The 23,443-nt window shown below is 65.9% G+C and carries 23 protein-coding genes and 1 tRNA gene; 12 read left to right on the plus strand and 12 right to left on the minus strand.

Annotation, left to right across the window (positions count from 1 at the left end; translation table 11 throughout):
- Positions 1–144 precede the first annotated feature (144 nt).
- A complete protein-coding gene (locus EGD98_RS06555; protein ID WP_220587541.1) occupies positions 145–519 on the plus strand; it encodes a DUF5820 family protein in 375 nt (124 codons plus the stop codon).
- Between the two features lie 103 nt (positions 520–622).
- Here the strand turns inward: EGD98_RS06555 and EGD98_RS06560 are convergent, their stop codons facing one another.
- Both EGD98_RS06560 and EGD98_RS06565 read right to left on the minus strand, forming a co-directional pair.
- Entirely contained in the window at positions 623–1,561 is a 939-nt protein-coding gene (locus tag EGD98_RS06560) for an ACP S-malonyltransferase (protein WP_220587542.1), read from the minus strand.
- Positions 1,558–2,418 carry a ferritin family protein gene (locus tag EGD98_RS06565; RefSeq protein WP_220587543.1) on the minus strand — a complete coding sequence of 287 codons (861 nt, stop codon included), beginning with the start codon at positions 2,416–2,418 and terminating at the stop codon, positions 1,558–1,560. The genes EGD98_RS06560 and EGD98_RS06565 overlap by 4 nt, the downstream gene beginning before the upstream one ends.
- A 279-nt stretch (positions 2,419–2,697) precedes the next feature.
- On the opposite strand from EGD98_RS06565, the gene EGD98_RS06570 reads away from it, so the two are divergent.
- Together EGD98_RS06570 and EGD98_RS06575 are read left to right on the plus strand one after the other, a co-directional pair.
- The gene (locus EGD98_RS06570) at positions 2,698–3,150 is read left to right on the plus strand and encodes a UPF0179 family protein (protein WP_220587544.1); all 453 of its coding nucleotides are present in this window, start codon (positions 2,698–2,700) and stop codon (positions 3,148–3,150) included.
- 2 nt (positions 3,151–3,152) lie between these two features.
- Positions 3,153–3,734 carry a cupin domain-containing protein gene (locus tag EGD98_RS06575; protein WP_220587545.1) on the plus strand — a complete coding sequence of 194 codons (582 nt, stop codon included), beginning with the start codon at positions 3,153–3,155 and terminating at the stop codon, positions 3,732–3,734.
- Between the two features lie 26 nt (positions 3,735–3,760).
- Here the strand turns inward: EGD98_RS06575 and EGD98_RS06580 are convergent, their stop codons facing one another.
- Positions 3,761–4,549, minus strand: coding sequence for a M14 family metallopeptidase (locus EGD98_RS06580; protein ID WP_220587546.1), 789 nt, complete (start codon positions 4,547–4,549; stop codon positions 3,761–3,763).
- A gap of 120 nt (positions 4,550–4,669) precedes the next feature.
- Between EGD98_RS06580 and EGD98_RS06585 the strand changes: the two genes are divergently transcribed.
- The gene (locus EGD98_RS06585; RefSeq protein WP_220587547.1) at positions 4,670–5,464 is read left to right on the plus strand and encodes a hypothetical protein; all 795 of its coding nucleotides are present in this window, start codon (positions 4,670–4,672) and stop codon (positions 5,462–5,464) included.
- A gap of 11 nt (positions 5,465–5,475) precedes the next feature.
- Here the strand turns inward: EGD98_RS06585 and EGD98_RS06590 are convergent, their stop codons facing one another.
- Positions 5,476–5,955 (minus strand): DUF309 domain-containing protein, encoded by a 480-nt coding sequence (locus tag EGD98_RS06590; RefSeq protein ID WP_220587548.1) that lies wholly within the window; start codon positions 5,953–5,955, stop codon positions 5,476–5,478.
- A gap of 124 nt (positions 5,956–6,079) precedes the next feature.
- Here EGD98_RS06590 and EGD98_RS06595 point away from each other — a divergent pair.
- From EGD98_RS06595 to EGD98_RS06610, 4 genes are all read left to right on the plus strand, one after another.
- A tRNA-Leu gene (locus EGD98_RS06595) sits at positions 6,080–6,163 on the plus strand.
- A gap of 181 nt (positions 6,164–6,344) precedes the next feature.
- Positions 6,345–6,536: a hypothetical protein gene (locus EGD98_RS06600; RefSeq protein WP_220587549.1), complete on the plus strand. Its 192-nt coding sequence runs from the start codon at positions 6,345–6,347 to the stop codon at positions 6,534–6,536.
- A 140-nt stretch (positions 6,537–6,676) separates the two neighbouring features.
- Entirely contained in the window at positions 6,677–7,513 is an 837-nt protein-coding gene (locus tag EGD98_RS06605; RefSeq protein WP_220587550.1) for an inositol monophosphatase family protein, read from the plus strand.
- A gap of 71 nt (positions 7,514–7,584) precedes the next feature.
- Positions 7,585–8,733, plus strand: a complete 1,149-nt coding sequence (locus EGD98_RS06610) for a DUF63 family protein (protein WP_220587551.1) — start codon at positions 7,585–7,587, stop codon at positions 8,731–8,733.
- A gap of 28 nt (positions 8,734–8,761) precedes the next feature.
- On the opposite strand, the gene EGD98_RS06615 is transcribed toward EGD98_RS06610, so the two are convergent.
- The 3 genes from EGD98_RS06615 to EGD98_RS06625 all read right to left on the minus strand — a co-directional run bounded on the left by EGD98_RS06615 (position 8,762) and on the right by EGD98_RS06625 (position 13,599).
- Complete coding sequence (locus EGD98_RS06615; protein WP_220587552.1) at positions 8,762–10,465, minus strand: YcaO-like family protein; 1,704 nt, start codon at positions 10,463–10,465, stop codon at positions 8,762–8,764.
- Between the two features lie 31 nt (positions 10,466–10,496).
- Positions 10,497–11,315: a transcriptional regulator TbsP gene (gene tbsP, locus EGD98_RS06620; RefSeq protein WP_220587553.1), complete on the minus strand. Its 819-nt coding sequence runs from the start codon at positions 11,313–11,315 to the stop codon at positions 10,497–10,499.
- 208 nt (positions 11,316–11,523) lie between these two features.
- Complete coding sequence (locus EGD98_RS06625) at positions 11,524–13,599, minus strand: CHAT domain-containing protein (protein WP_220587554.1); 2,076 nt, start codon at positions 13,597–13,599, stop codon at positions 11,524–11,526.
- Positions 13,600–13,761: 162 nt separating this feature from the next.
- On the opposite strand from EGD98_RS06625, the gene glyA reads away from it, so the two are divergent.
- Positions 13,762–15,009, plus strand: coding sequence for a serine hydroxymethyltransferase (gene glyA, locus EGD98_RS06630; protein ID WP_220587555.1), 1,248 nt, complete (start codon positions 13,762–13,764; stop codon positions 15,007–15,009).
- 81 nt (positions 15,010–15,090) lie between these two features.
- Here glyA and EGD98_RS06635 read toward each other — a convergent pair whose 3' ends face one another.
- The 3 genes from EGD98_RS06635 to EGD98_RS06645 all read right to left on the minus strand — a co-directional run bounded on the left by EGD98_RS06635 (position 15,091) and on the right by EGD98_RS06645 (position 18,883).
- Positions 15,091–15,582, minus strand: coding sequence for a redoxin domain-containing protein (locus tag EGD98_RS06635; RefSeq protein WP_220587556.1), 492 nt, complete (start codon positions 15,580–15,582; stop codon positions 15,091–15,093).
- A gap of 398 nt (positions 15,583–15,980) precedes the next feature.
- A complete protein-coding gene (locus EGD98_RS06640; protein WP_220587557.1) occupies positions 15,981–17,426 on the minus strand; it encodes a sulfatase family protein in 1,446 nt (481 codons plus the stop codon).
- Complete coding sequence (locus tag EGD98_RS06645; RefSeq protein ID WP_220587558.1) at positions 17,426–18,883, minus strand: sulfatase family protein; 1,458 nt, start codon at positions 18,881–18,883, stop codon at positions 17,426–17,428. The genes EGD98_RS06640 and EGD98_RS06645 overlap by 1 nt, the downstream gene beginning before the upstream one ends.
- 173 nt (positions 18,884–19,056) lie before the next feature.
- On the opposite strand from EGD98_RS06645, the gene EGD98_RS06650 reads away from it, so the two are divergent.
- A complete protein-coding gene (locus EGD98_RS06650) occupies positions 19,057–19,557 on the plus strand; it encodes a hypothetical protein (RefSeq protein ID WP_220587559.1) in 501 nt (166 codons plus the stop codon).
- Between the two features lie 9 nt (positions 19,558–19,566).
- Here EGD98_RS06650 and EGD98_RS06655 read toward each other — a convergent pair whose 3' ends face one another.
- On the minus strand, positions 19,567–21,249 hold the full coding sequence (locus tag EGD98_RS06655) for a sensor histidine kinase (RefSeq protein WP_220587560.1): 1,683 nt from the start codon (positions 21,247–21,249) through the stop codon (positions 19,567–19,569).
- A gap of 139 nt (positions 21,250–21,388) precedes the next feature.
- Here EGD98_RS06655 and EGD98_RS06660 point away from each other — a divergent pair, with 139 nt between their 5' ends.
- Positions 21,389–22,282 (plus strand): bifunctional methylenetetrahydrofolate dehydrogenase/methenyltetrahydrofolate cyclohydrolase, encoded by an 894-nt coding sequence (locus EGD98_RS06660; protein ID WP_220587561.1) that lies wholly within the window; start codon positions 21,389–21,391, stop codon positions 22,280–22,282.
- A gap of 64 nt (positions 22,283–22,346) precedes the next feature.
- Complete coding sequence (locus EGD98_RS06665) at positions 22,347–22,712, plus strand: DUF5789 family protein (protein WP_220587562.1); 366 nt, start codon at positions 22,347–22,349, stop codon at positions 22,710–22,712.
- Here the strand turns inward: EGD98_RS06665 and EGD98_RS06670 are convergent.
- Positions 22,709–23,428 (minus strand): DUF7117 family protein, encoded by a 720-nt coding sequence (locus tag EGD98_RS06670; RefSeq protein ID WP_220587563.1) that lies wholly within the window; start codon positions 23,426–23,428, stop codon positions 22,709–22,711. The genes EGD98_RS06665 and EGD98_RS06670 overlap by 4 nt on opposite strands.
- Between the last annotated feature and the right edge of the window lie 15 nt (positions 23,429–23,443).

Here is a 23,443-nt window from a genome sequence, read left to right on the forward strand (position 1 = left end):
ATCACCCGGATATCTACGGGTGAATCCGGGGACGGCAGCGCGCCGGTATGGTATACCAAAGCAGTATTCTGGTACGTAGTTTATAAGTAATCGAACCCGGAGCCAGCCGACAGCGTATTGACCGCCGAGCCACAGCCCCCGGATATGAACACAGCGGCACTGGCCGAGGACTGGACGGTGTGGAACCAGACCGAGACGGAACTCATCCTCGCGTACCGTCCCGACGTCTTCGACAGCGAGGCCTTTCCCGCACCCTGTCTGCCGACTATCTATCTCACCCACGGCAAGCGAACCCGGCGCCCCGGCGCCGACCGGACCGGCGAGGACTGGTACGTCACTCTCTACCTGGAGCCGGAGGTCGACCACCAGGTCGACGTCTCGCCGGACCGCGAGACAGCCGTCGACGCCGCGGTGACACTCGCCAACGACTTCGCCGCCGGCGAGTTCGACTTCCGGGCGCTGTATCAGGTTCCCCGCGAGGCGTATCTGGACGAACTAGACGAGCTTACGGGCCGATAGACGGCCACAGCGGTTCGGCGCGGTTCGTACCGACCTCGGGGACAGCGCTTCGGCCCAGCGCACGAGCCGCCCTCGACACGCTCGACCTCGCCGGCGAAAGCTATCACGCGAAGGCCGCCCGGGCGTCGGCCGGCGTCGACAGTTCGATACAGGTCGCCTCGGGCGCGATTCGCTCCACGAGTGACGTGAGCACGCCGGCCGGCGGGAACTCGACGAACCGCTCGACGCCGGCGTCTCGGAGTCGCTCGACCACCCGAATCCAGTTCACCGGCGAGGTTATCTGCGCGGTGAGGTCCCGCCGTGGGACTGCCGGCTCCGTGTACACCTCACCGCTCACGTCGGAGACGACCGGTCTCGATGCCGGGTCGAACGACACGTCCGCCATAGCCCGTTCGGCGCAGTCCACCGCCGACGCCATCACCGGCGAGTGGAACGCGGCCTCGACAGCCAGTTCGTGGAACCGCGCGCGAGTCCGGCTTTCGAGCGTCTCCTTGATGGCGGCTACGCCGTCGGGAGTCCCGCTGACGACGGTCTCTCCGGGCGCGTTGTACAGCGCCACGCCGACGTCCTCGCGCTCCCGGCACGCGTCGGCGACGGTTTCGGCGTCCGCGACAAGCACCGCGACCATCGTGCCAGGTCCGTCACGACTCGCCGCCCGTTCCATACATTCGCCCCGGCGCTTGGTGAGCGAGACGGCCGTCTCGGGGGCCAGCATCTCGGCCGCCGTGATTGCGGTGAACTGGCCGAGACTGTGGCCCGAGTAGTAGGCCGGTTCGACGCCGAATCGTTCGCTGACACCAGCGAACACCGAGTAGCTGGTCGCAACCTGGACCGGCTGTATGTTGCTCGGTTCCCGGAGCCTCGCCTCGGTCCCAGCGAAGCAGAGCTGGCGCAGTGCCGTATCGACCGCACCGTCGAGTCGGTCGAAGGTCCGACGCGTCTCGGGCCAGGCCCGGTGGAACGGTTGCCCCATCCCGACCGACTGATTCCCCTGTCCGGGGAAGAGAAACGCCGTGTCGTCCAATGTGGTGTGCTGTGTCATCGACTCGTGCAGCCGGTGACCGACCCGCCGTCGGTGTCGCGCTCGGCGAGTTGCTCCAGCCGACGCCGCCGCTGCCGGCGAGCTACCGTCAGAAGTGCGTCGCTGTCGGGACCCGGCACCCCCTTCCAACCCATCTCGGAGACCACGGCGTCGACCGGGTCGGCGAGTTCCGAGACGGTCGCCTCGACCGTCGACAGGTCGACCGCACCCGATTCAAGCAGGTCGACCAGGCGTGTGAGTCCGTAGCCGACGTGTCGCGCCTCGTCGCCCCGGACGGCGGCGAACCCGTCGACCAGCCCGGGGAGTGACGGGCCCGCAGTGTCCGGGCCGAAGGTCGCCTCGATGGCGTGGAACCCGGTCTGTCCGAGGACCCCCTCCACGGTGAGGTGGTAGTGGGCGAACGCCTCCGCACGCCGGCGGGGCGTATCCCGCTCCAGGAGGGCGTTCATCGCCGCCTCGGTGCTGTCGAACACCGTCTCGTAGGGGTCGCTGAACCACTTGTCGGCGGTCGGCGACGTCGGGCCTAGCCCGCGTTCCGCCTCGACCGGCTGGACGGCGGTGTTCCAGTAGCGGTCGAAGAACGCGGCGTGTTTGGCCTCCTCGTAGATGTGGCTCGCGACGAACCACTGGTCGGTCCCGCCGTCGACGGTCGTCGCCAGCGGACGGAGATCCTCGGTGACACGCTCCTCCCCGGCCCCGAACATCGCGACCGCGGCGCGCAACTGCGCGAACTGGCGCCGACCGAGGTCGGCCAGTGTGTCCCGGTCGGCGGCGAAGTCGATATCGAACGGACTCCAGTCGCTGTCGACGGCGTGTCGGAAGTACCGTGCCGCCATATCACGCTCACCGTCCTGCATACGTCGACCGTTACAGGAGAGCGGATTAAATCTGGGGTGTGTGTACCGAACCTGCGAACGCTCCTGAGAGCCCCCAACTCTCGCCGTGCCGGCTATCCACCCCGCTATTGGTGGGCTTTCTGGCTGTTCGGACTCGGAGATGGCCACCAACACGGAGCGAACAGATGGCAGATCGACCAGAGTTTTCGGCGGCGTAAACCGCGTTTGCACACACAGTCGCCGAGGCAGCGACCGGCTTCGAGCCCGACACTTACCTTCCGGGCCCGTCTACAGTCAACCATGACTACTGTCACCCTCGTCGGCACTCGCCTCGCCGAGGCCGGCGAAGAGTTCGTCTACCGCGGTGAGGCGTCGGGGTGTGCGGGCTGCCCGTACCGGGACCAGTGTCTCAATCTCACGCCAGGGCGGCGCTACCGTATCACCGAGGTCCGCGAGAGCGGTCAGACACTCGACTGTGCGGTCCACGACGCTGGCGTCCGGGCCGTGGAAGTAGAGCCCGCCGCTATCCGTGTGAACGTCCCGACGAAGGGTGCCTTCGCCGGAAGCACGGCCGAACTGGCCGGTCCCTGCCCGCACACCGAGTGTCCGAGCCACCCCTACTGCGAACCACAGGGTGCGGACTTCGACACGGAGTATCGCATCACGGAGGTGCTCGGGGACCCGCCCCACGACTACTGTATGCTCGACCGGGACCTCACCATGGTCGAGTTCGAAGCGCCCGACGACGCGTGACCGTGGCGACCACGCTCCCCGTCGGCGCGGTCGAGGAGGACTGTGTCGTCAGTCCACCGGCCGGCAAAGCGGTTCGGTTTCGTGACCGTCCGGAGGACCCGAGTCGGGACCCGCTAACGTTCGATATGTGGCTCGCCGCAGAGGGGTCACACGGTCCGATGCGACATATCCACCCGGAGCAGGTCGAACGGCTGACAGTCAGGTCGGGCCGGATGGGGCTCTGGCACGACGGCGAGCAATCCGAGCTGGAGATGGGCGAAACGGCCGTCATCCCCGCCGGCGACCCACATCGGTTCTGGAACGCGGGCGAGGGCGTCCTCCATATCCACGGCTCGGTCACCCCAGGGCTCCGCACGGAGCAGTTCATGCGCATCACGTACGGGCTCGCTCGCGACGGCGCCCCGGTGACGCCGTCTGGAATGCCGCTGAACGGCCTCAGACTGGCCGTCCTGCTGTCGGAGTACGACGATATGCTGTGGCTCGCGGCGCTCCCGCTGTGGGTCCAGACGTTCGGCGTCGACCTGCTCGCGCCGCTCGGACGCGCGCTCGGGTACGACAACAGCTATCCGGAGTTGCTCCAGTAGTCCAGCAGGTATCCGGAACGGCGCCCCTAATCGAGGGTCCCGACGTGACTGCCCATATAGCCGTAGACGTCCTCGTACCCCTCGGCCGAGAGCAACACAGGGTGGAAATCCTCGTCGGCGTAGAGCGTCTCGCCGTCCGCAGCGGCGATAGGGTCGCCCGCCGCCACCGGTTCGAAGTTCTCCACGAAGGTCTCGTACTCCTCGGCGGCGGCCTTGGGGATGGGACCGCCCAGCTGGAACACCGGCAGCGATTGCTTCCGGACCGGCGCCGGCTCGTCCGTGACGCAAAGTGCTGCGAGGAACTCCCGGATGACCTGCTCGGCGTTCGCGGCGGCCGCTGGCGACCCCTGGTAGCCACACTCGATTTCGATGGCCGAGGGTGCGACCGAGAACAGCCGTCCCTCGTTGTTCCCCTTCGTCCGGACGATGGCGTCGACCGAGAGCTTCGGGCAGATGTCCCGGGCCAGCTCCGAGAGCTCGTCGACCAGCGCGAACATCCCATCGTAGGACTGTGTGGAGTGCAACGAGAGGACGGTACACCCCTGCAGTTCCGCGGTCAGTTCGGCGGCCAGGCGCATCTCGTGGACGTCGCTGTCGGGGTCGCCGGGAAACACCCGATTGAGGTCGATTTCGGTGTAACGCTCGCCAGCTGCCAGCGCCCGTTCGTTGACCACGATAAACTTCACGGGCTGATTCACCGCGGGCGGGTCCGCGAGCACCGCCTCGATGCCGTCACGGCCACAGGGCTCGTCACCGTGGATGCTCCCGACGATGGCAATCGACGGCTCTCCCTCGCCCAGTTGTTCCACTCGCATCTGTTCGTAGCTCAGTAACCGGGTCCTAGTATATGTGTGGGTTTGGCGTCGGAGTGGTTACCCGCTTCCCACAGTCGTCGAGGGGCAAGGTTATTTCAAGGTATACACCAACCGAACAGTATGCGACGGCGAAGATTACTCCAGCTGACAGGAGCCATCCTCACGACGGCCACCGCCGGCTGTGTGACCACGTCCGAGGACGTGCCGGCCACGGAGACGGCCGAGACACTTCCGCCGACAGACACCATCGATTCGACGACCGGGTCGGCGACTGGCGCCGCCGGCACTGGGGTGACGGCGCCGATATACGCGCTCTGGAGCGCCTACACTGCGGAAGACTACGACGGAATCGTCGATGCGTACCACCCCGACTCTCCCAACGTCCCCGACAGATCTGATATGAGCTACCAGGGGACGGTGACTGTCGAGCGCACGGGAGTCATCTCGCGGGCCGACGGCTCGGCGACCGTCGAGGCCGAGGTGACGATTCCCGGCGAGGGCGACGACACCGAAACACAGCTGTACGACATCCGACGATACCAGGGCCAGTGGCAGATCTGGTCGTGGGGCCGAAAGGACGAGGGGACCCGACCGGCAGCGCCACAGGCAGTGTTCGAATCAGAGTTCGATGGCGAAGCGACCGACGACGACAGCACCGGTATCTTGCGGATTACACATTCGGGCGGTGACACCATCGACGCCGGCAAGCTGTTCGTCCGCGGGTCGGGTATCGTCGACGTGGGTGGGGCCACCCCGTCGGTCACGTCTCCGGACACCGCCTGGGCCAGTGCGACCGGCGACAGTGAGGTCACGGCCGGAACGTCGATTACCGTCGGTGTCACCGGCGATTACACCGTACGTCTCGTCTACGAGGAGGGAGAGTCGAGTACGACACTCGCTGAGTTCGAGGGGTAGAGCAGCTACTCTCACTCCAGGTCCGCTGCGTAGGCGTAGTCGGACTCGTCGGCCACCGGGTAGCCGTCGTCGAGTCGAATCTGCCAGCCATGCAGCACAGATGGCTGCTCCAGGGCGTTCGTCATCGTCGTTCTGACGTCCAGCATATCTACTCCGTAATAATCGTTTGGTACGCCCCGAAAGTATTGCAGCGACGTACGAAACAGCGACCGCATCCCGTCGTCGTCGGCGAAGTCGAAGTGTTTGTACGCGCCGGCGGCGACCTGGACCATTCCGTGGAGGAACTTGCTCTCGGTGCTGCCCCGTCCGTAGTTGTACCACTCGTCTTCGAAACAATCGTGTGAGTCGTGGAACTCGCCGTCGTTGAACAGCGCCACGCCGTGGACGACCGCCCAGCGCAGCGTGGCGTGTTCCCACTGCCCGTCCGCTCGCCACCCCGTCGGGTTCCCGGCCGGCGCGCCGACGCTGTCGTCGCGCGTGTGTTCGTCCATACCGGAGTGTCGGCCGCCCGAGGGGTCAATCTAGCGGTCCCACGCAGTACCGCGAGCGACGCGTCGCTGTTTCCGTACGACATTTATACCCCCGCGTCACTTGTGAGAACTGCATACGGCGCGTGCGAGGGTAGCCAAGCCTGGAAACGGCGGCGGACTCAAGATCCGCTCCTGTAGAGGTCCAAGGGTTCAAATCCCTTCCCTCGCATCGCTGTGGGTGCAATTCCCACCGATGCGGAAGCCCGCGTGGAGCGGTCTTCCCTCGCAAACCTTCTGACCGAGCCCACTACCGGACAGCAGTCTGTCGCGACCAGTTAAATTCCACTATCGGGTGGTAACTTCCATTAATAATAACTAACTTTATGCCTGCTCGCGTGTAATCGTCTCACATGGCCACAGACCAGTCCGATAGTTCCGGTCTCGGGGTCCCCCCGCTAGAGAATACGGCGTTTTTCGACATCGAGTCCGGTGAGGACTACGTCCGTATCGAACAGTCGCTGGGTAACCAGGTCCGCTACACGCCTGCCGAGGCGCGCGATATCGCCACCGCCATCCTCGACGCCGTCGACGACGCCGAGTGAGACTGTTGGGGGTCTCGCTCTAACAACGTTCGCCCAGCGGTGCTGTCGAAGACGGCAGTCCCCGGCCAGCAGACAGTGTCCACCGCCCAACGTTTGCCCCAGACCGAGCTTCTAAAGCCGGCCCGCTGCCAGGGGCCTCTATGCCGGATTCGCTACACCGCGCTGCGCTCGCCGAGCGGGCCGCCAGGGCCGGGGGTGTCGTCGCACGGAACCACTTCCGTGAGGCGGTCACCGTCGAGACGAAATCGAGCAAGAACGACGTCGTGACCGAGATCGACCGGGACGCCCAATCCCAGGTGGTCGCCACCGTTCGCGAGGAGTTCCCGGACGACCGGTTCCTCTGTGAGGAGGAACTGGTCTCGCGGTCGGGCCCCGAGACGGTAGAGACCGAACCGACCCCCATCGACTCCGTGCCGGAAGCGGGGACGGCGTGGGTCGTCGACCCCATCGACGGGACCACGAACTACGTGCGCGGCCTGCGCACCTGGACGACCAGCGTCGCCGCGATAGCCGACGGCGAGACGGTGGGTGCGGCGACGTACATGCCGTCGATGGGCGACCTCTACGCGAGCGGGCCCGACAGCGCGACGCGTGACGGCACGACGCTTTCTGTGAGCGAACGTACCGACCCGGAGACGTTCGTCGTCACCCCCGTCGGCTGGTGGGAGCTCGACGACCGCGCCGAGTTCGGACGGCTCTGTACCGCCGTCGTCTCCCGGTTTGGCGATATGCGACGCATCGGCAGCTTCCAGGCGACGCTCGCGTATATCGCCGATGGCGCCCTCGACGGGGCGGTCTGCCCGACGCCGACGAACCCCTGGGACACCCTCGCCGGCGTCCACCTGGTTCGCCAGGCCGGCGGGACGGTCACCGACCTAGAGGGCGAGCGCTGGACCCACGACAGCGTCGGGCTCGTGGCCTCGAACGGCCAGGCCCACGACGAACTCGTCGCCGCCGCGAACGAAGCGCTAGAATAGTTACTGGCGGTTCGTTGGGTCGCGCACACGCGACCGGAAGCCTGAAATCGACGCCCGCCGGTCACACGGCCATGAACACCTACGAGCGACTCAGCGAGGAGTACGGGCCGGCCCGGCTCTGGGTCGCCTCCTTCGTCGGCATCGTCGTCGCTACCGCCGGGGCGGCGGTCGCGATGCCGACACGCGTCTGGGACCGCTTCCTCTGGCACTACTTCTGGGGACCGGTGTACGCCGACGCGAAGGCGGCGAGCTGTGCGGTGATGACCGACAGCGGCCCGCAAGCGCTGTATCAGGGCTGTTCGGCCGCAGTCGAGAGCGGCGCTATCGTCGCCGAGCCCGGCTACACCATCGTCTCCGAAATCGGCTACATGCTCATCCTGGTGTACATGCTCGTCGGCGTCTATCTCCTCCTCGAGCGACTGGAGATAGCTGAGGACCCGAACCTCTACTTCGCATTTGTCCCGTTCATGTTGCTGGGCGGCGCGCTCCGGGTCGTCGAGGACGGCACTGACAGGGCGGTCGGCGCAGGTGTCGAACCCCTCGTGCAGTACCCCCTGAGCTCCGTCATCATCAGCCCCGTCATCTACGGGACCGTCTTCCTCATGACGCTGGTCTCCTTGCTCGCCTGTCTGGAACTCGACCGCCGTGGCGTCGTCGACAGCTACTACCGAGCGACCGCCGGCGTCGGCGTCGCGCTGGTCGTGGCGACGATGGCCTACCTGACGATGGGGGCGCTGACCACCGACTACTCCACGCTGTACCTGTCGGTGCTCGTCTCGACGGTGGCCATCGCGTCGGTGCTCTCCTACGGACTCTACTGGCTGTTCGAGAACTACGCCCCCGAGGTCAACAGCGGCACGGGCGCAATCGGCCTGCTGGTCATCTGGGGCCACGCCATCGACGGTGTCGCCAACGTCATCCTGGCCGACTGGCTGGACGCCCTCAGCGTGCCGCTCACGTACTACCCCAAACACCCAGCCAACGCCTTCATCATCTCGACGACAGAGGCGCTCCAGCCGGCCGGGCTGACCGCCGCCATCGGCACGTCCTGGCCCTTCCTCTTCGTGAAACTCGCCGTCGCCTCGCTCGTGGTGTGGCTGTTCAACGACGAGTTCCTGGACGAGAGTCCGCGCTACGCGCTGCTGTTGCTCATCGCCGTCACCGCGGTCGGACTCGGCCCCGGCACCCGGGACATGCTGCGGGCCACGTTCGGTATCTAAACTGGGACCGTCCCACCCACCGTGACAGCTACGGGAACGGATGGTGGGCCCGGTCGAGCCGCGGTTCGAAGCCGAGCTCGTCGGGCACCCGCTCGGCTCGCTCGCCGAAATACGGTTCGTCGAAAAAGAGCGGCTGGGCCGTCGGTGCGAGGACCCGAACGGCTTCGAAGCCCAGCTGTTCGAGGTCTCGCGTCGTGAGCCGGGTGGCGTACGGGTCCAGCCCGGCCTCGGTAACCCGTCCGACGAGCATCTCGAGCTCCGCCGCCCCCTCGTCCGGGACGGTATCGGGACCGATACTCGCCAGCGGCACCGCGGTCTCGGCCTCGAGGAGTGACGCGGCTTCGTCGGGGCGGCCCGCGTAGTGACCGATGGCACCGGCCGCCTCGCCTGCGCCGTCCCGACCCATCCCACGGAGTTCGAGCCAGTTCTGCAGGGCCTCTTCGAGCGCCCCGACGGCTGCGTCGGCCGGGTCCAGCCCGGCGGCCGACCCCAGCGCGAACTCGGGCCAGTCCTCGCCCCGCAGCGCCACGGCGACGACGGGGACGTCGACGTCCTGTGTGAGCAACACTGCCGTCGCTTCCAGCCCCTCAGACCGAGCACGCCGCCGAAGCACGTCGTAGGCCTCGGTCTCGACGACAATCTCCAGTGGGTCGTACGTCGAGTACCACGCGAGCATAGCGGCGTCGCGCTCGATGACTTCGTACAGCCCCGACAGCAGCGCCTCGGTCTCCGTACTGCCCAGTCCGAGCCCGGTCGTCACAGGTGGTCTGACCGCCTGCGACGGCGGTGGATAGAGCACTGTCTCGGCGGGCACGTCGACCTCGGCACCGCTTTCCAGATGGTCTGCGGGGAGCCACTGTAACACTTCGTCGACGCCGCCATCGTCGGGCCGGACGAAGCTGGTAGGCATGACCGCGTCCGCGACGTCGGCCGCCGTCCCCATCGGCAGGTCGTCCGAGCGGTAGACGCCCGAAGCGTAGCGCTCGTAGCTCTCGCCCAGTGCCTTCATGAAGGCCGTGTCCCAGTCGCTCGCGACGCCGGCGGCCTGCTGTGACGCGCTCACGTCGCTGAACCGTTCTGTGTCCCCGACAGTCGTGAGGTAGTACGGCGCCGGAAACGACTCGGCCTCGCCGACCTCGCTGACGATGCCGACACGGTCGTCCAGTCCGCCCTCGGCACGGGCGAGGGCGTCTCGCTCGTACTCCGGCTCCGACTCCCGAAGCGTCCAGGTCCGCGTCCCGCCACAGTCACAGCCCGGGACCGGCAGGAACTGCCGTTCGCTGTAGGGCAGTTCCACGAGGGTACCGGCGAGGGGTCCCGTCCCCGAAAGGGCCTGTTCGATGCGCCGACCGGCGACGGCGCCCGCGAAGCGCTGTGTCCCGCTGTCCGGGGCCTCCGTCGGGGACTGTCCCTGGTCCACGTTCGCCCGGACACGCTCGGTGAGACAGTGATAACAGCCCGTCTCGGGCCCGAAACCGGCGACGGCGGCGTCCACGACCGGGACGCCGCCGACACCGCCGAGTTCGACTGCGACCCACGTCGCCCCCAGTTCCCTGGCTCGGTCGCTTGCGGTCCCGAATTTGTCTGAGGTGACCTGGTCGACGACGACCGCGAGGTCGGCCGGTCTGACGAGCGGGTCGTCGGCCCGACGCACGCTGGCGTGGCTGTCGGAAAGCGCCGCGACGAGAGACTCGACCGCCGGGCCGCTCCCGACGACTTCGACAGTTGTCATAGCCGCACAGAGACGACAGGGGGAGAAAAACCTAGGCTGCCAGCAGGCTCTGGGCGACCGTCGCCAGCTCGTCGCCCTCGGCGTCTTCGAGCCGCTCGTCGCCCAGCATCAGACGGAGGCGCGGTCGGCCCACGTCGATGGGGACCTTCTCCGTGTCGATGAGGCCCATGTCCTCTAGCTTCGTCTTGGTGCGCGAGAAGGTCGCCTTGCTCGCGAGCCCGACGTCCTCGCCCCACTTGCTGATGTCGTACAACAGCTCGTTGTTCCGGGCCGCCACCAGCAGGCTGATGGTCACTTCGTCGAGGCCGTCACCGTCGCCCCTAGCGGTCGCCAGCGAGCCGAGGACGCTGTCGAAGTCGTCGGCGGTCTCGGCACCGATCTCCGATTCGAGTGTCGTCCGGACACGCGAGATAGCGGGCGTACGCAGCGAGTACGCCTCGGCCGTCTCCCACGTGTTCTCGTAGTACGCCTCCGCATCGTCGACGAAGGTATCGTCGTCGGTGCCGAGCCCGCCGACGACGTCGCCGATAGTGACGAGCGCGTAGACGCCGTCGGCCGTGACGGCGACGGAGTGGTTCGGGACCGTCTCGAGCAGTCGCATCGAGAGGGTGTCTTCCTCGACGAGGTCGGCCGCCATACTCGCGACGAGGAAGTCGTCCATCACGTCTTTCAGGGTTCGTTCGTCGGCGAGCACGCGGACCTCGGCACCGACCTCCTGGCGGTCGAGCGTCGTCATCAGGGCCGAGATGGTCTCCTGTGACGGGTTCACCACGTAAATCGGTGAGTCGGTCTCCTCGAACACCGAGGACAGCATCGAGCCGATATCGTCTTGCAGTAGGGTTGTACTCATTGACCTATACTGTCTATTGACGGGTAAAACATTTAATTTCATCGGCCGATTATCATTGATTTCGCCGCCTCGACTCTCATTTCGACTATCAAATCAGTACAAATATATCTATCAGTTACCAATATTATGTACGTCTACTTGACAATAACAACGGGCCTTCACGATAAGCAGCTCGTATTCAGCCAGCCTGCAACTGGTATGTAAGTCGCTAAAAATCCGGGTCCAATCTCGCAGCGAGGTCCTCGGACCAGTGGAAGTCGCCCTCGAAGATGACTGGCAGGGAGTTCGACTCGAGTGTCTCGACGAGCGTCGCCGCGGAGACGGTGTGTTCGGTCGCGGTCCCGTTCAGGGCCATCTCGCCGTCGACGGGGAGGTCGTAGCTCTCGCCGGCCCCCTGTGGCGTCATCACCTCGCAGGTGAGGTTGTAACCGCTATCGGCCTCGCGTACCATCACGACGACGGGGTCCGTCGGCCCCGGCAGCAGCGCGTACGTCCCGTCGCCGACGACGGCGTAGTCTTTGCTCATCATGATGCGACGCCGGGCCAGCTGCAGCGCGCGCTGGATGCTGAATCCGTTCGAGAGCAGCCTCGCGAAGGCGGTCCCGACCATCGCCGCGTGGCTGTCGAGGACATCTGCGAACGTGACGGCCCCGGCCACGGAGCCCTGCTCGATGAGGTCCAGCCCCTGCTGGTAGGAGCCACAGGCGTTCAGGAAGAACGTGCGGGTGCGCGATTCGGATAGCGACGACATCGAGAGGGTCCCGTCCGGGCAACAGAGGCCGTCATCCTCGCAGTGGCCGATGAAGTGGACGAAATCGTTCTCGGACTCGAACACGTCCGCGAGCGCGCCCGTCGTCAGCTGGTCGGAGACGGTGACGTCCATGGGGAGGTCGGCCGCCCGATATATCTCCGAGACGGCGTGGCGTTCGTCCGACATCTCCATGTCGTTTAGCACCACGGACAGCTGGAGTCGGTCGGTCTCTTTTTTCCGATAGCGGTAGCGGTTCTCGTAGGCCGACGGGGTCGTCTTGAACGCGTCTATGGGGGTCCCGGGCGCGAGCCAGCCCTGGACACGTCCGACGCCGCCAGTCGGTTCGACCATCGCCGTTTTTTCGGCTGCTCCCCGGGTGTACGAGTCCGAGAGGGTCTTCTCCAGGAGGTCACACCGCTCCAGTTCCGAGCCGTTCGAGAGGTAGATGAGCGAGAGCTTATCGAGCAGGAAGGGGAGACAGCGGGCCCGTTCCAGCGACGGTTGCGTATGCGTCGAGAGGTGCCACTCCGGTACCGCGGCGTCGACGGCGTCGGTCGGCGTCGACAGATACCGCTCCAGACGCCCCGCCGGTGACAGCGACCGCACTGTCTCCGGGTCCAGCGAACACCGCTCCAGTAGTTCGGGGTCGGATTCGGGGTTCATCCGTCGGACCAGACAGTCCAGGTAGAACAGTCGCTGGACCATCGACCCCACCTCGTCCTGGAAGTCGGGGAACGGACCGAACTCGTAGTGGACGTCGGTGCCCGCGGCGGTGAGGACGGCCCGTTTCCGGTCGCCGACTGTCACGTCGGCGCCCAGATAGTACGCCAGCGGCGCCAACACGAACAGCGATTCGACACAGGCCGGCGCCCGCAGTTCGATACCAGTCTCGGGCATCGTGTTCGCCAGCTCGGTCGGAATCGTCGTGTCCTCGCCGGTCGTCAACAGCGGCGGGTGGCCACGCTGGCCTGGATGGGAGCGCGACGGACTCAGCGTGTGATGGGCCGCGCTCATATGTGAGATACCCGTCGCCAGTCCCTGGGGCGTTTCCGGCACCTGGATGTGGGCCGGGCCAATCGACGTCGACTCACCGACGCCGACGGATAGCTCCTGTGAGTCCCACAGTGACAGCACCGTGTCGCCCTTCGTAGGGCGCAGCGAAGCGGGGCCGTCGAAGCGGACGTGGATACGCCCCTGCTGTGCCGTCAGGGGATTCTCACCGCGAGTCCCGTCAGCGGTCTGGACAGTGACCGAGAGTAGATACGCTCCCTCCGGTAGTTCAGACGCGCTAGTCAGTGTATACTGTGCGTCACAGTCCAGCGCAGCTACGGTGGGTTCGGTGCCGGGAACGCGGAGGCGGGCGGTCCGCCCGCGCACGCAGTTGGTCGTCGCACGCGGAATCGTCTCCGGCGGACACTCCCGCCGCTCGTTCAGTTGCGCAAGGACTGTCGATGCTCCTGAGCGGTCCTGACGTGCAGTCTTGGCCGCAGTCCTCTGCTCCGCAGCCGTGCCTGCCACCCCCCAAGAGACCATGTGCTATCTACTGTGGGCTTATTCATTATATACGTACTGATACTCAGGTAAGCATTTCCTACTGACAGAATGGGCCTTCTACTCCGGGTGAAAATCTGCCAGCTGCTCACACGGTCACGGACAAAGGGTAGATTATTGACGGGCCGGTCCCGACCCACTCACATGAGCTACGACACCGTCCGCGAGACGGACCCTGCAGTCGCAGACGCCCTGGTTGGCGAGCGGGCACGCCAGAACGACACGCTGGCCATGATTGCGAGCGAGAACCACGTGTCCGAGGCGGTCATGGAGGCCCAGAGCTCCGAACTCACCAACAAGTACGCCGAGGGCTACCCCGGCGAACGCTACTACGGCGGCTGTGAGTTTGCCGACGACGTCGAACAGCTGGCAATCGACCGCGCCAAGGAGCTGTGGGGCGCCGACCACGTCAACGTCCAGCCCCACTCGGGTTCGCAGGCCAACATGGGCGTCTACCTCGGCGTCCTCGAACCCGGCGACAAGATTCTCTCCCTGGACCTGACCCACGGCGGCCACCTCTCGCATGGCCACCCCGCGAACTTCGCCGGTCAGGTGTACGAGGTCGAGCAGTACGAGGTCGACGAGGAGTCGGGCTACATCGACTACGATGGCCTGGCCGAACACGCCGAGGAGTTCGAGCCGGACATCATCGTCTCGGGCTACTCCGCGTACCCGCGCGAGGTCGACTTCGGCCGCATTCAGGAGGCCGCCGACGCCGTCGACGCCTACCATCTGGCCGACATCGCGCACATCACCGGGCTCGTCGCCGCGGGCGTCCACGAGTCGCCGGTTGGCGTCGCCGACTTCGTCACCGGCTCGACACACAAGACCATCCGGGCCGGTCGCGGCGGCATCATCATGTGCGACGAGGAGTACGCCGACGACATCGACGCCGCCGTCTTCCCCGGCTCACAGGGCGGTCCCCTGATGCACAACGTCGCCGGCAAGGCCGTCGGCTTCAAGGAAGCGCTGGAACCGGAATTCGATGAGTACGCCCAGCAGACCGTCGACAACGCCGTCGCACTCGGTGACCGACTCAAGGAGCACGGCCTCGACCTGGTCTCGGACGGCACCGACAACCACCTCGTCCTCATCGACCTGCGTCCCTCTCACCCGGACACGACCGGCAAGGACGTGGAGGCGGCACTCGAAGAGGCTGGTATCGTCCTCAACGCCAACACCGTCCCCGGCGAGACCCGCTCGGCGTTCAACCCCTCGGGCATCCGCGCGGGCACCCCGGGTCTGACGACGCGTGGCTTCGACGAGGAGGACTGCCGCGAGGTCGCCGACCTCATCTACAAGATTGTCGAGGCGCCCCACGACGACGACGTCGTCGCCGAAGTCGGCGAGCGCGTCGACGAACTCACCGACGAGTACCCGTTGTACGAGTAACTCGCTGCCTGCTGGTACTGCTTTCCTATGTCCGCGTATGCGGCGATAGGAGGCAGCTCGGATAAGCGCGAGAACGACGTTCTAGGCCCGAATCTGTGATATCGTGTCGTTGAGAGCCTCTATCGGGCCACTGTCCCACTCGTCCCAGTTGTCCTCGGCGACCCACTTCCAGCGGACAACTCGGTCGCTGTCGATAAGAAATATCGATCGCTGGGGAACACGTCTGAGGCCGTCTTTCTCTTCGTGGAGGACGCCGAGCTCTTCGATAATCTCCTCTGCCGTGTCGCACAGCAGTGGGTAGCCGATACGGTTGTCTTCGATGAACTGCTGGTGTGAGTACGGGCCATCGCCGGAGATTCCGACGACGTTTACGTCCTCGTTGATTCCTAACCACTCCAGTTCACTGATATCACAGACCTGATCCGTACAGACCGGTGAGTAATCGTACACGTAGACGTTCAGGACTGCGACGGCATCGTCGGTCAGTTCTGACAGCGTAAACGTGTTGATTTCGCCGTTTTCATCCACTCCCTCAAGAGTGAAATCGGAAAGGGTATCCCCAGGACTTAGCATCGTCCCTGTTAAACACTCTCTAAATAATAAAGGGTATGCCCAATACGATTATTCTGTGGGGAAATCCAAATCTTATTTTTCTTCCTGTGAAATACTGTTCGATATATAACTTTCAACGAACGATTTGTTCGCAACGTGTTAGGACTGATTAACCAGTTCACTATCGTTCGTCGTGACACACCTGTTAGTTTGATAACCCCGCTGAGCGGAGCTGGCACGCGGAACGATGAGGGTGAAGTTTTCGACCGCCGCCAGGACCGGTCCCAGCGCATGGACGAGCGTCACTGCCTCCGGGCCTGTGTTCGGTTGGTCTACAGATTACCTGTCGTCTCGGGTAACCACGGTCACGGCCGGGCCGTGAATTGGCCGAGGGACGGCTGAAAAGCCCGATAGCACGACTAGCTCCCCCGGAGATGCCGTGCGGTAAACTGCGCGATAGGGTCGCCGGTCTCCTGCATCCATTCGGCCAGCTGTTCCCGCAGGCGCGACCGAACGTCCCGGTAGTCCGGGTGGTCGACGAGGTTCTGTAGCTCGGCCGGGTCGGCGTCGAGGTCGTACAGTTCGTCGATATCGGGGGCGTTGAAGACGTACTTGTAGCGTTCCGTTCGGACCATCCGCTGTGAGTACAACCCCATCTCGTCGCCGTGGTACTCGCCGAAGACGGCGTCCCGCATCTCACGGTCCGAATCGTTCCGGAGCGCTGGCCAGAGGCTCCGGGCGTCGAGACCCTCGGGCACCGCCTCCTCGGCCGCTTCCAGAAACGTCGGCATGAGGTCCATCAGCGAGACAGGGTCGTCACAGACACGTCCCTCGCCGGCCACGCCCGGCCCGCGCACGACCAGCGGGATGCGGTAGGTGTCGTCGTACATGAACGGTCCCTTGTTCCACTGGCGGTGGCCGCCGGTGAAGTCGCCGTGGTCCGAGGCGTGGACGACGAGCGTGTTCTCGGCGATACCCAGTGCGTCGAGTTTCGCCAGAATGCGGCCTATCTGGTCGTCGATATGGTGCATGAAGCCCATGTACAGCGTCCGAAGGCGGTCCCACTCCTCACGGTCCAGCTCCTCGACGCCGCGATAGCCGCGGTAGTTCGCCTGTACCTGGGGTTTGCCGTCGAACGTCTCGGCGTCCGACGGCCAGGGGTCGAGCGCCGCTGGGTCGTACATCGAGGCGTACGGTTCCGGGACGAGATAGGGGTGGTGCGGGCCCTGGAAGTCGACGCGGTGGAAGAACGGGTCCTCGCCATCGGCGAGTTGTTCGAGCCGCCTGACGGTCAGTTCGGCGTTGAAGGCGGACCGCGTCGCCTCGGCCGGAATCGGTAGTGTGCCGCCGAGCAGGTCACGCGAGTCGCCGAAGGTCGCGTAAACCGGGTCGCGTGGCTCGACCGCCTCGGGGTCGACGCCGTAGTCGCGCTGGTAGCTCTCGAACCCCGACTCCAGGTGGGCGTCGTGGTGGTCGTCGCCCCCGCCGACGTAGTCGAAGCCGAAGTCCTCGGGCGTCTCCGTCCGGCCGACGTGCCACTTCCCGACGTAGGCGTTCCGGTAGCCCGCCTCACGGAGCGCCGTCCCGAACGTCGGGGTTGTCTCGGCGAGGTCGGTCCGGACGGCGTCCGGTTCGTGGACGTTGTTGAGTATCCCGTGGTTGTGGGGGTACAGCCCCGTCAGTAACGAGGCGCGGGCGCTGCTGCAGATGCTGATAGGGGTAAAAGCGTGGCTGAAACGGACACCGTCGGCGGCGAGTCCGTCGATGGCCTCGGTCTCGACGGGGACGCCGTCGGGCGCTACGAGGTCGTGGCGCTCCTGGTCGGTCAACACCAGGAGGACGTTCGGTCGCGTCGTGTCGGCCATCAGAGGTAGCCCAGGTCGGCGAGCCGGTCTTCGGTCGCGTCCGAGACGTCGACGCTGCCGTCGGTATCGGCCTCGTCGAAACTCCCCAGCCACTCGTCGAGCGTGGCCGCCAGCTCGGCCGTCCGTCGGGGGTTCGCCGCCGAGATGTCGTTTCGCTCCCCCGGGTCACCGCGGACGTCGTAGAGCCATTCGGTCCCGTCGGCGGCACGGACGAACTTGTAGGCGTCCGTCCGGACGGCCCGCAGCGTTCGCTGGTAGTCGTAGAGCTGCTGGGGGACGTGGTCGAACTTCTCCTCCAGGACCTCGATTGCCGGCTGTGGGCGCATATACTCGGCGATGACCTGCGACCGGGGGTCGACACCGCCGGTCGGATGGAAGGACAGCGCCTGTGACGCCGACCGCAGGTCGGGGGCGTCGATACCCGCCGCGTCCAGCAGCGTCGGGGCCAGGTCGGCGACCTGGACCAGCCGGTCGGTGCGGACGTGGCTCGCCGAGAACGCACCGCCGTGGACCACGAGCGGAACCTGCAACACCGTGTCGTAGAGGCTGTACTGGTGGCCCAGGAAGCCGTGTTCGCCGACGTTCTCGCCGTGGTCGCTGACGGCGACGAACAAGGTGTCGGTCCACTCGCCGGCGGCCTCCAGTACGGCCCGAAGTCGCCCGACCTGGGCGTCGAGATAGGATATCTCGGCCCGGTAGAGCGCACGAACGACCGCCCACTCCTCGTCGGTGTAGTCGAACAGACCGACGTCGTACTCGCGGGGGTCCTGCCGCAACGCCAAAGCGCGGTCGTAGCTCCACCCCTCCGGGAGGAACTCGCGGGCGTAGGACGCGGGCGGGCGATACTCCAGGTGTGGCTCGATACAGTTGGCAAACAGGAAGAACGGGTCGTCCGAATCGCGTCCGTCCAGCCAGTCGGCCACCCAGTCGACCGTCGCGGCCGCGCCGTCGTCGGGCTCGCCGCCGACTGTCACCAGCCGGCGGAGCCGCTCGAAGGTCGGTCCCCCGAGGCGACTCCGTCGGACGGCGTTGGTCGCCCGGTGGCCAAGCGGGCCGGCGCCGCTCCAGGCGTCGGTCCGCTCGGAGTCGTCACGAAATACGTCGAAGCCGTCGGTGAGACCGAACTCGTCGGTTATCCAGACGTTGTTCGAGACGCCAGCCGTCTCGTAGCCGGCGTCGGCGAAGGCGTCCACGATGGTCGGGAGCGAGCCGTCGAAGTAGGTGTGGTCGGCGTGGGCACCGTGTTTCGACGGGTAGGTCCCGGTAAACATCGAGACGTGGGAGGGGAGCGTCCAGGGCGCCGTAGCGAAGGCGCTCGTGTACTCGGCGCCGGACTCGGCAAGCGCGGCGAGGTTCGGGGTCAGGGCGGGGTCTGCGGGCACCGTCTCGCCAGCCCGCATCGTGTCCATCACGAACAGGACGATATTGGGGTCGTCCCGGGCGGCTGTATCGGTCATACGCCGTCACCCACCAGTGACAGCAAATCAATATGTTGGAACACAATCAAGTTGTATCAGTCATTCTGTTAGAGCCTGGTGCTTGCAGGTGACGGCCGTTTTTAACCGAACCGCAGGACAGCGACGGCACACACCCGCCGGTGATTTTTGTTTCCGGGCTGAGAACGAAGCGTATGGACAGGGCGACACGGAGAGCTGTGCTCGGTGGCGGGGCGGTCCTGCTCTCGGCGCTTGCCGGCTGTTCGAGTTTCAGCGTCGAGCAGGGGACCGAAACCGGCGGCTCCGGGAGCGACGCACAGAATCTCGACCTTCGGGAGGCCAACGTCACCGAGGTGACTATCGAGGACCAGGGCGACGGAGCGTACCGCTTCGACGTGACGCTCTACCACGACGATGACGGCGAAGACGGCTACGCCGACTGGTGGCAAGTCGAGACTCTCGAGGGCGAGCGGCTGGGTCGCCGGGACCTGTTGCACGCCCATAGCACCGAGCCGTTCACCCGCTCGGAGACGATATCAGTCCCCGGCCGCGTCTCCTGTGTCGTGGTTCGGGGCCACGACCAGACCCACGGCTACGGCGGTCGGGCGTTGACCGTCTCATTGCCCGGCGGCGAGGTGAACGCGGTCGACCAGGGGAGCGACCGGCGGGCGGTCGACGAGACCGACTGTCCGTGACTCCTGGCCTCACTCGGCGGCGTCGAGGCCCGTAATTTCGAAGCGCGCGCCGCCGGACACACTGTCCTGGACGTGGATGTCCCAGCCGTGGGCTTCGACGATATCCCGAACGAACGTGAGCCCGAAGCCGGACCCGTCCGTCGCGGTCGTGTAGCCCTGCTCGAACACCTCGTCGCGTTCGGCCTCGGGTATCCCGGCGCCATCGTCCGCGACGAAGAACCCCTCGACCCCGCCCGCAGTAGACGCCTCGCCCAGCGGGCCGACACGGACGGTCAGCGCGGCGTCGTTGTGCTCAAACGCGTTCCGATAGAGGTTCTCGAAGACGTGGAGGAGCCGATTCCGTTCGGCCTCGACGACTGTCTCCTCGGCGAAAGCGTTCTCGAAGGTCGCTCCGGGCGTCTTGAGGTGGCTCCAGGCTTCCTCGGCCGCCCCGCGGAGCAGGACTGGCTCCGTCTCTTCGACGGTCTGTCCCGCCCGTGCCATCGCCAGCAGGTCGTCTATCATCGTCTCCATCCGTTCGAGGTTCTCGGCCATCGGGTCGGCGTGGTCCGCAGGAACGTCGTCTCGGGCGAGTTCGAGATGCGAGGTGACGACCATCAGCGGGTTCCGCAGGTCGTGCGAGACCACGCCCGCGAACTGATTGAGCCGCTCGTTCTTGCGTTCCAGTTCCAGTTCCCGCTGCTTCTCGTCGGTTATGTCGTGTAACACGACCACGCGACCCCGCTCGGAGATGCCCTCGATGGGGACCGACGACATGGAAAAGTAGTACTGAGTGCCGTTTATCCGGCCGTCCACTGTCGTCTCCACCGTCGGGCCCGCCTCGAACTGCGAGCAGATATCCTCGGCGATACGACCGAAAAACGACGCTGCAGGCAGTCCGACGTAGTCGTTCGGCTGGTCGAACAGCTCACGGGCGGTCCGGTTACAGTCGACCACGCGGTCGCGCTCGTCGAGGGTGACGACGGCGTCGTGCATCTCCCCCATCGCGGTCCGACGGGCGATGGGCGCGATATCGAGGAGCCGTCCCCTGAACAGCACCACGAGGAAGACGAACGCGGTCACGAGAAATCCCAGCGGGGTGAAATCGTACGGGGCCAGCAGTGCGTCGCTCACCGCGAGTGCGTTCATGACGAGCAGGGGAACGACTGCGAGAGCGAGGAGGGCGGCCTGGCGTCGTCGCAGCCCCGTCGTGGTGAGCGCCTCGAAGACGAGGATGCCCAGGCCCGACAGCACGATGGCGTTCCCCACGAGCGCGTGAATCCAGAAGCCGGTCGCGTACACCGGGAGGACGACAGTGCCAGCCAGTCCGGTCTCGGGGGCCAAGAAGAGATAGTGCCACGGGTTCGTCCACAACAGCGCCTGCATCAGGAGTATCCAGCCGCCGAGACCGGCGACAGTCCAGCGACGCACCGTCACCCACGTCGAGACGGTCATCGCGAGCAGGAGCCACGTCGCCGCAGCGAGTTCCGCACCGAGAATGGCGACGTTGTAGGCGGCAAGTGAGAGTCTCGGTCCGGCTGTGAGGTTCGTCGCCGCCAGTGCGAACGACCAGAGGGCGATGGCGACGACGAAGGCGGCGAAACTCCGACTCGCCGGTTGCTGTCGGTTGGACAAGGCCAGCCGCAGGAAAGACAGCGAAACCAGGCCGCCGAAAGCCTGTATCGCGGCGACTGTCCAGGCTTCGGCGACCATTGCTGGTAGTTCACGTCGAGTGGCTATCCACTTGTACTCTTTTGCTGTCTCGTTGACTCATGGCCACTGCGGCCGGGGTCACAAGACCCCCCCAGAGCGGATAGTGACCCTTTTGCCCCGGGAGCGTCCCCAGTCTGGTATGACCGAGATTATCGACGGCAACGCCGTCGCCCAGTCGATTCGGGACGACCTCGCGACGGCCATCGACCAGCTGGCCGACGCGGGCCACACCCCGACACTGGCGACCGTGCTGATGAGCGACGACCCCGCCAGCGAGACCTACGTCTCGATGAAACAGTCCGACTGCGAAGAGGTCGGTATCGAGGCGCTGGACATCGAAATCGACCCCGAGGCCGACGCCACAGAGCTGTACGATACGGTCTCCGACCTGAACGACGACGACGAGGTCAACGGCATCCTCGTCCAGATGCCCGTCCCGGACCACGTCTCCGACCGGCAGGTGCTGCGCGCTATCGACCCCCGGAAGGACGTGGACGGCTTCCACCCGGAGAACGTCGGCCGCCTCGTGGCCGGCGACGCCCGGTACAAGCCCTGCACCCCCCACGGTATCCAGAAGCTCATCGAGTCCGCCGGCGTCGACACCGAAGGGAAGGAGGCGGTCGTGGTCGGCCGCTCGGACATCGTCGGCAAGCCGATGGCGAACCTCCTCATCCAGAAGGCACCTGGTGGTAACGCGACGACGACGGTGTGTCACTCCCGGACCGAGGACCTCGCCGAGAAGACCCGGAACGCGGACATCCTCGTGGCCGCCGCCGGCGTCCCGGAGATGATAGACGGCGAGATGATAGGCGAGGGCGCGACGGTCATCGACGTCGGTATCAACCGCGTGGACGCGGACACGGAGAAGGGGTACGAGCTGGTCGGCGACGTCGACTTCGAGACCGCCGAGGCGAAAGCCGACGCTATCACCCCCGTTCCCGGCGGCGTCGGCCCGATGACCCGCGCGATGTTGCTGTACAACACGGTGAAAGCCACTGGCCTGCAACACGACGTCGACGTGGACCTGCCCTGAGCCGGAGAAACGCCCTTTCGCTCGCAAGCCCTAGACTGGCGAGGCGGGTCGCCGTACCGCCGCCATGGACGACCCCGAACACGTCGAAGGTGTGGACTTTACAGGCATCAATCCGGTCCTCGAAGATATCTCGTATCCGATCACGACCGCGGAACTCGTCGACCAGCACGGCGACCGCGAAGTCGAGCGGACGAACGCGGAGCCGGTTTCCGTCGAGGAACTGCTCGGATACATCGACGACACCTTCGACTCCGACGAATCGGTCCGGCAGATGATTCTTGCACAGATGCCCCGGGACAGCGAGGGGCGGACGAACTACTCCGACCGCGGCGGCGCGACCCCGGTCGAGACCGAGGCCGCCAGAGCGGCCACCGAACAGACCACCGCCGACCTCGAACAGGGGCAGGCAACGGACGACCGGCGGGACTAGAGCACGTCCCCGTCCAGCCCGGAAAGCCAGTTGTCCGCGGTGACCGCAGCGTTCTCGTCGCCGTTGATATACCGCCCGAGGTCGCGGGCGGCGTGCATCAGCCGGTTCGCGTCGGCGGGGTCGACGTCGCCGTCCAGGGCCTCGATTCGTTTTCGGTGGTCCCGAATCCGCCCCGAGAGCCGCCGTGCGTGCTCGTCCGGGTTGTCGTCGAGGTAACTCCGGACGTCGCGCTGGTAGCTGTCGACGGCGTCGGCCATCGCCAGCCCGAACGCCGCGCGGAACGCGTCGGGGACGGCCTCGTGGCCGGGCCGCTCGCCACGGTCCGCGCCGCCGAGGAGGTCCAAGACGTACAGCTCCGCGGCGTCGCTCGGGCGGGCCCGCCGGGCGAACGCAGCGGCGACCGCACCCAGTTCGACGGCGGCGACGAAGGTCTCGTCGAGCGGTTTCAGCCTGCCGGTGTCGATGAATCCTCGTTTCCGGGTGTACGTCCGGCAGGCCTCGGCGGCTTCCCGGGCGAGTTCGTCGGTCGTCACCTCGTCTACCTTGTTTCGAAGCGGCGTCAGGTCGAGTTCGACCGGGCTGTCGGTGTGTTCGGTCGGGTCGTCGACGCCGACGCTGTGGACGCTCCCACACTCCGGACAGGCGACGCTCCCGCTGTCGTAGTAGGACCACCGGGTCCCACAGGACTTACACTCGCGGTCCCCACGGATTTTCATACCGACCATCGGGTC

Source organism: Haloarcula salinisoli (assembly GCF_019599405.1).
GTDB lineage: Archaea > Halobacteriota > Halobacteria > Halobacteriales > Haloarculaceae > Haloarcula > Haloarcula salinisoli.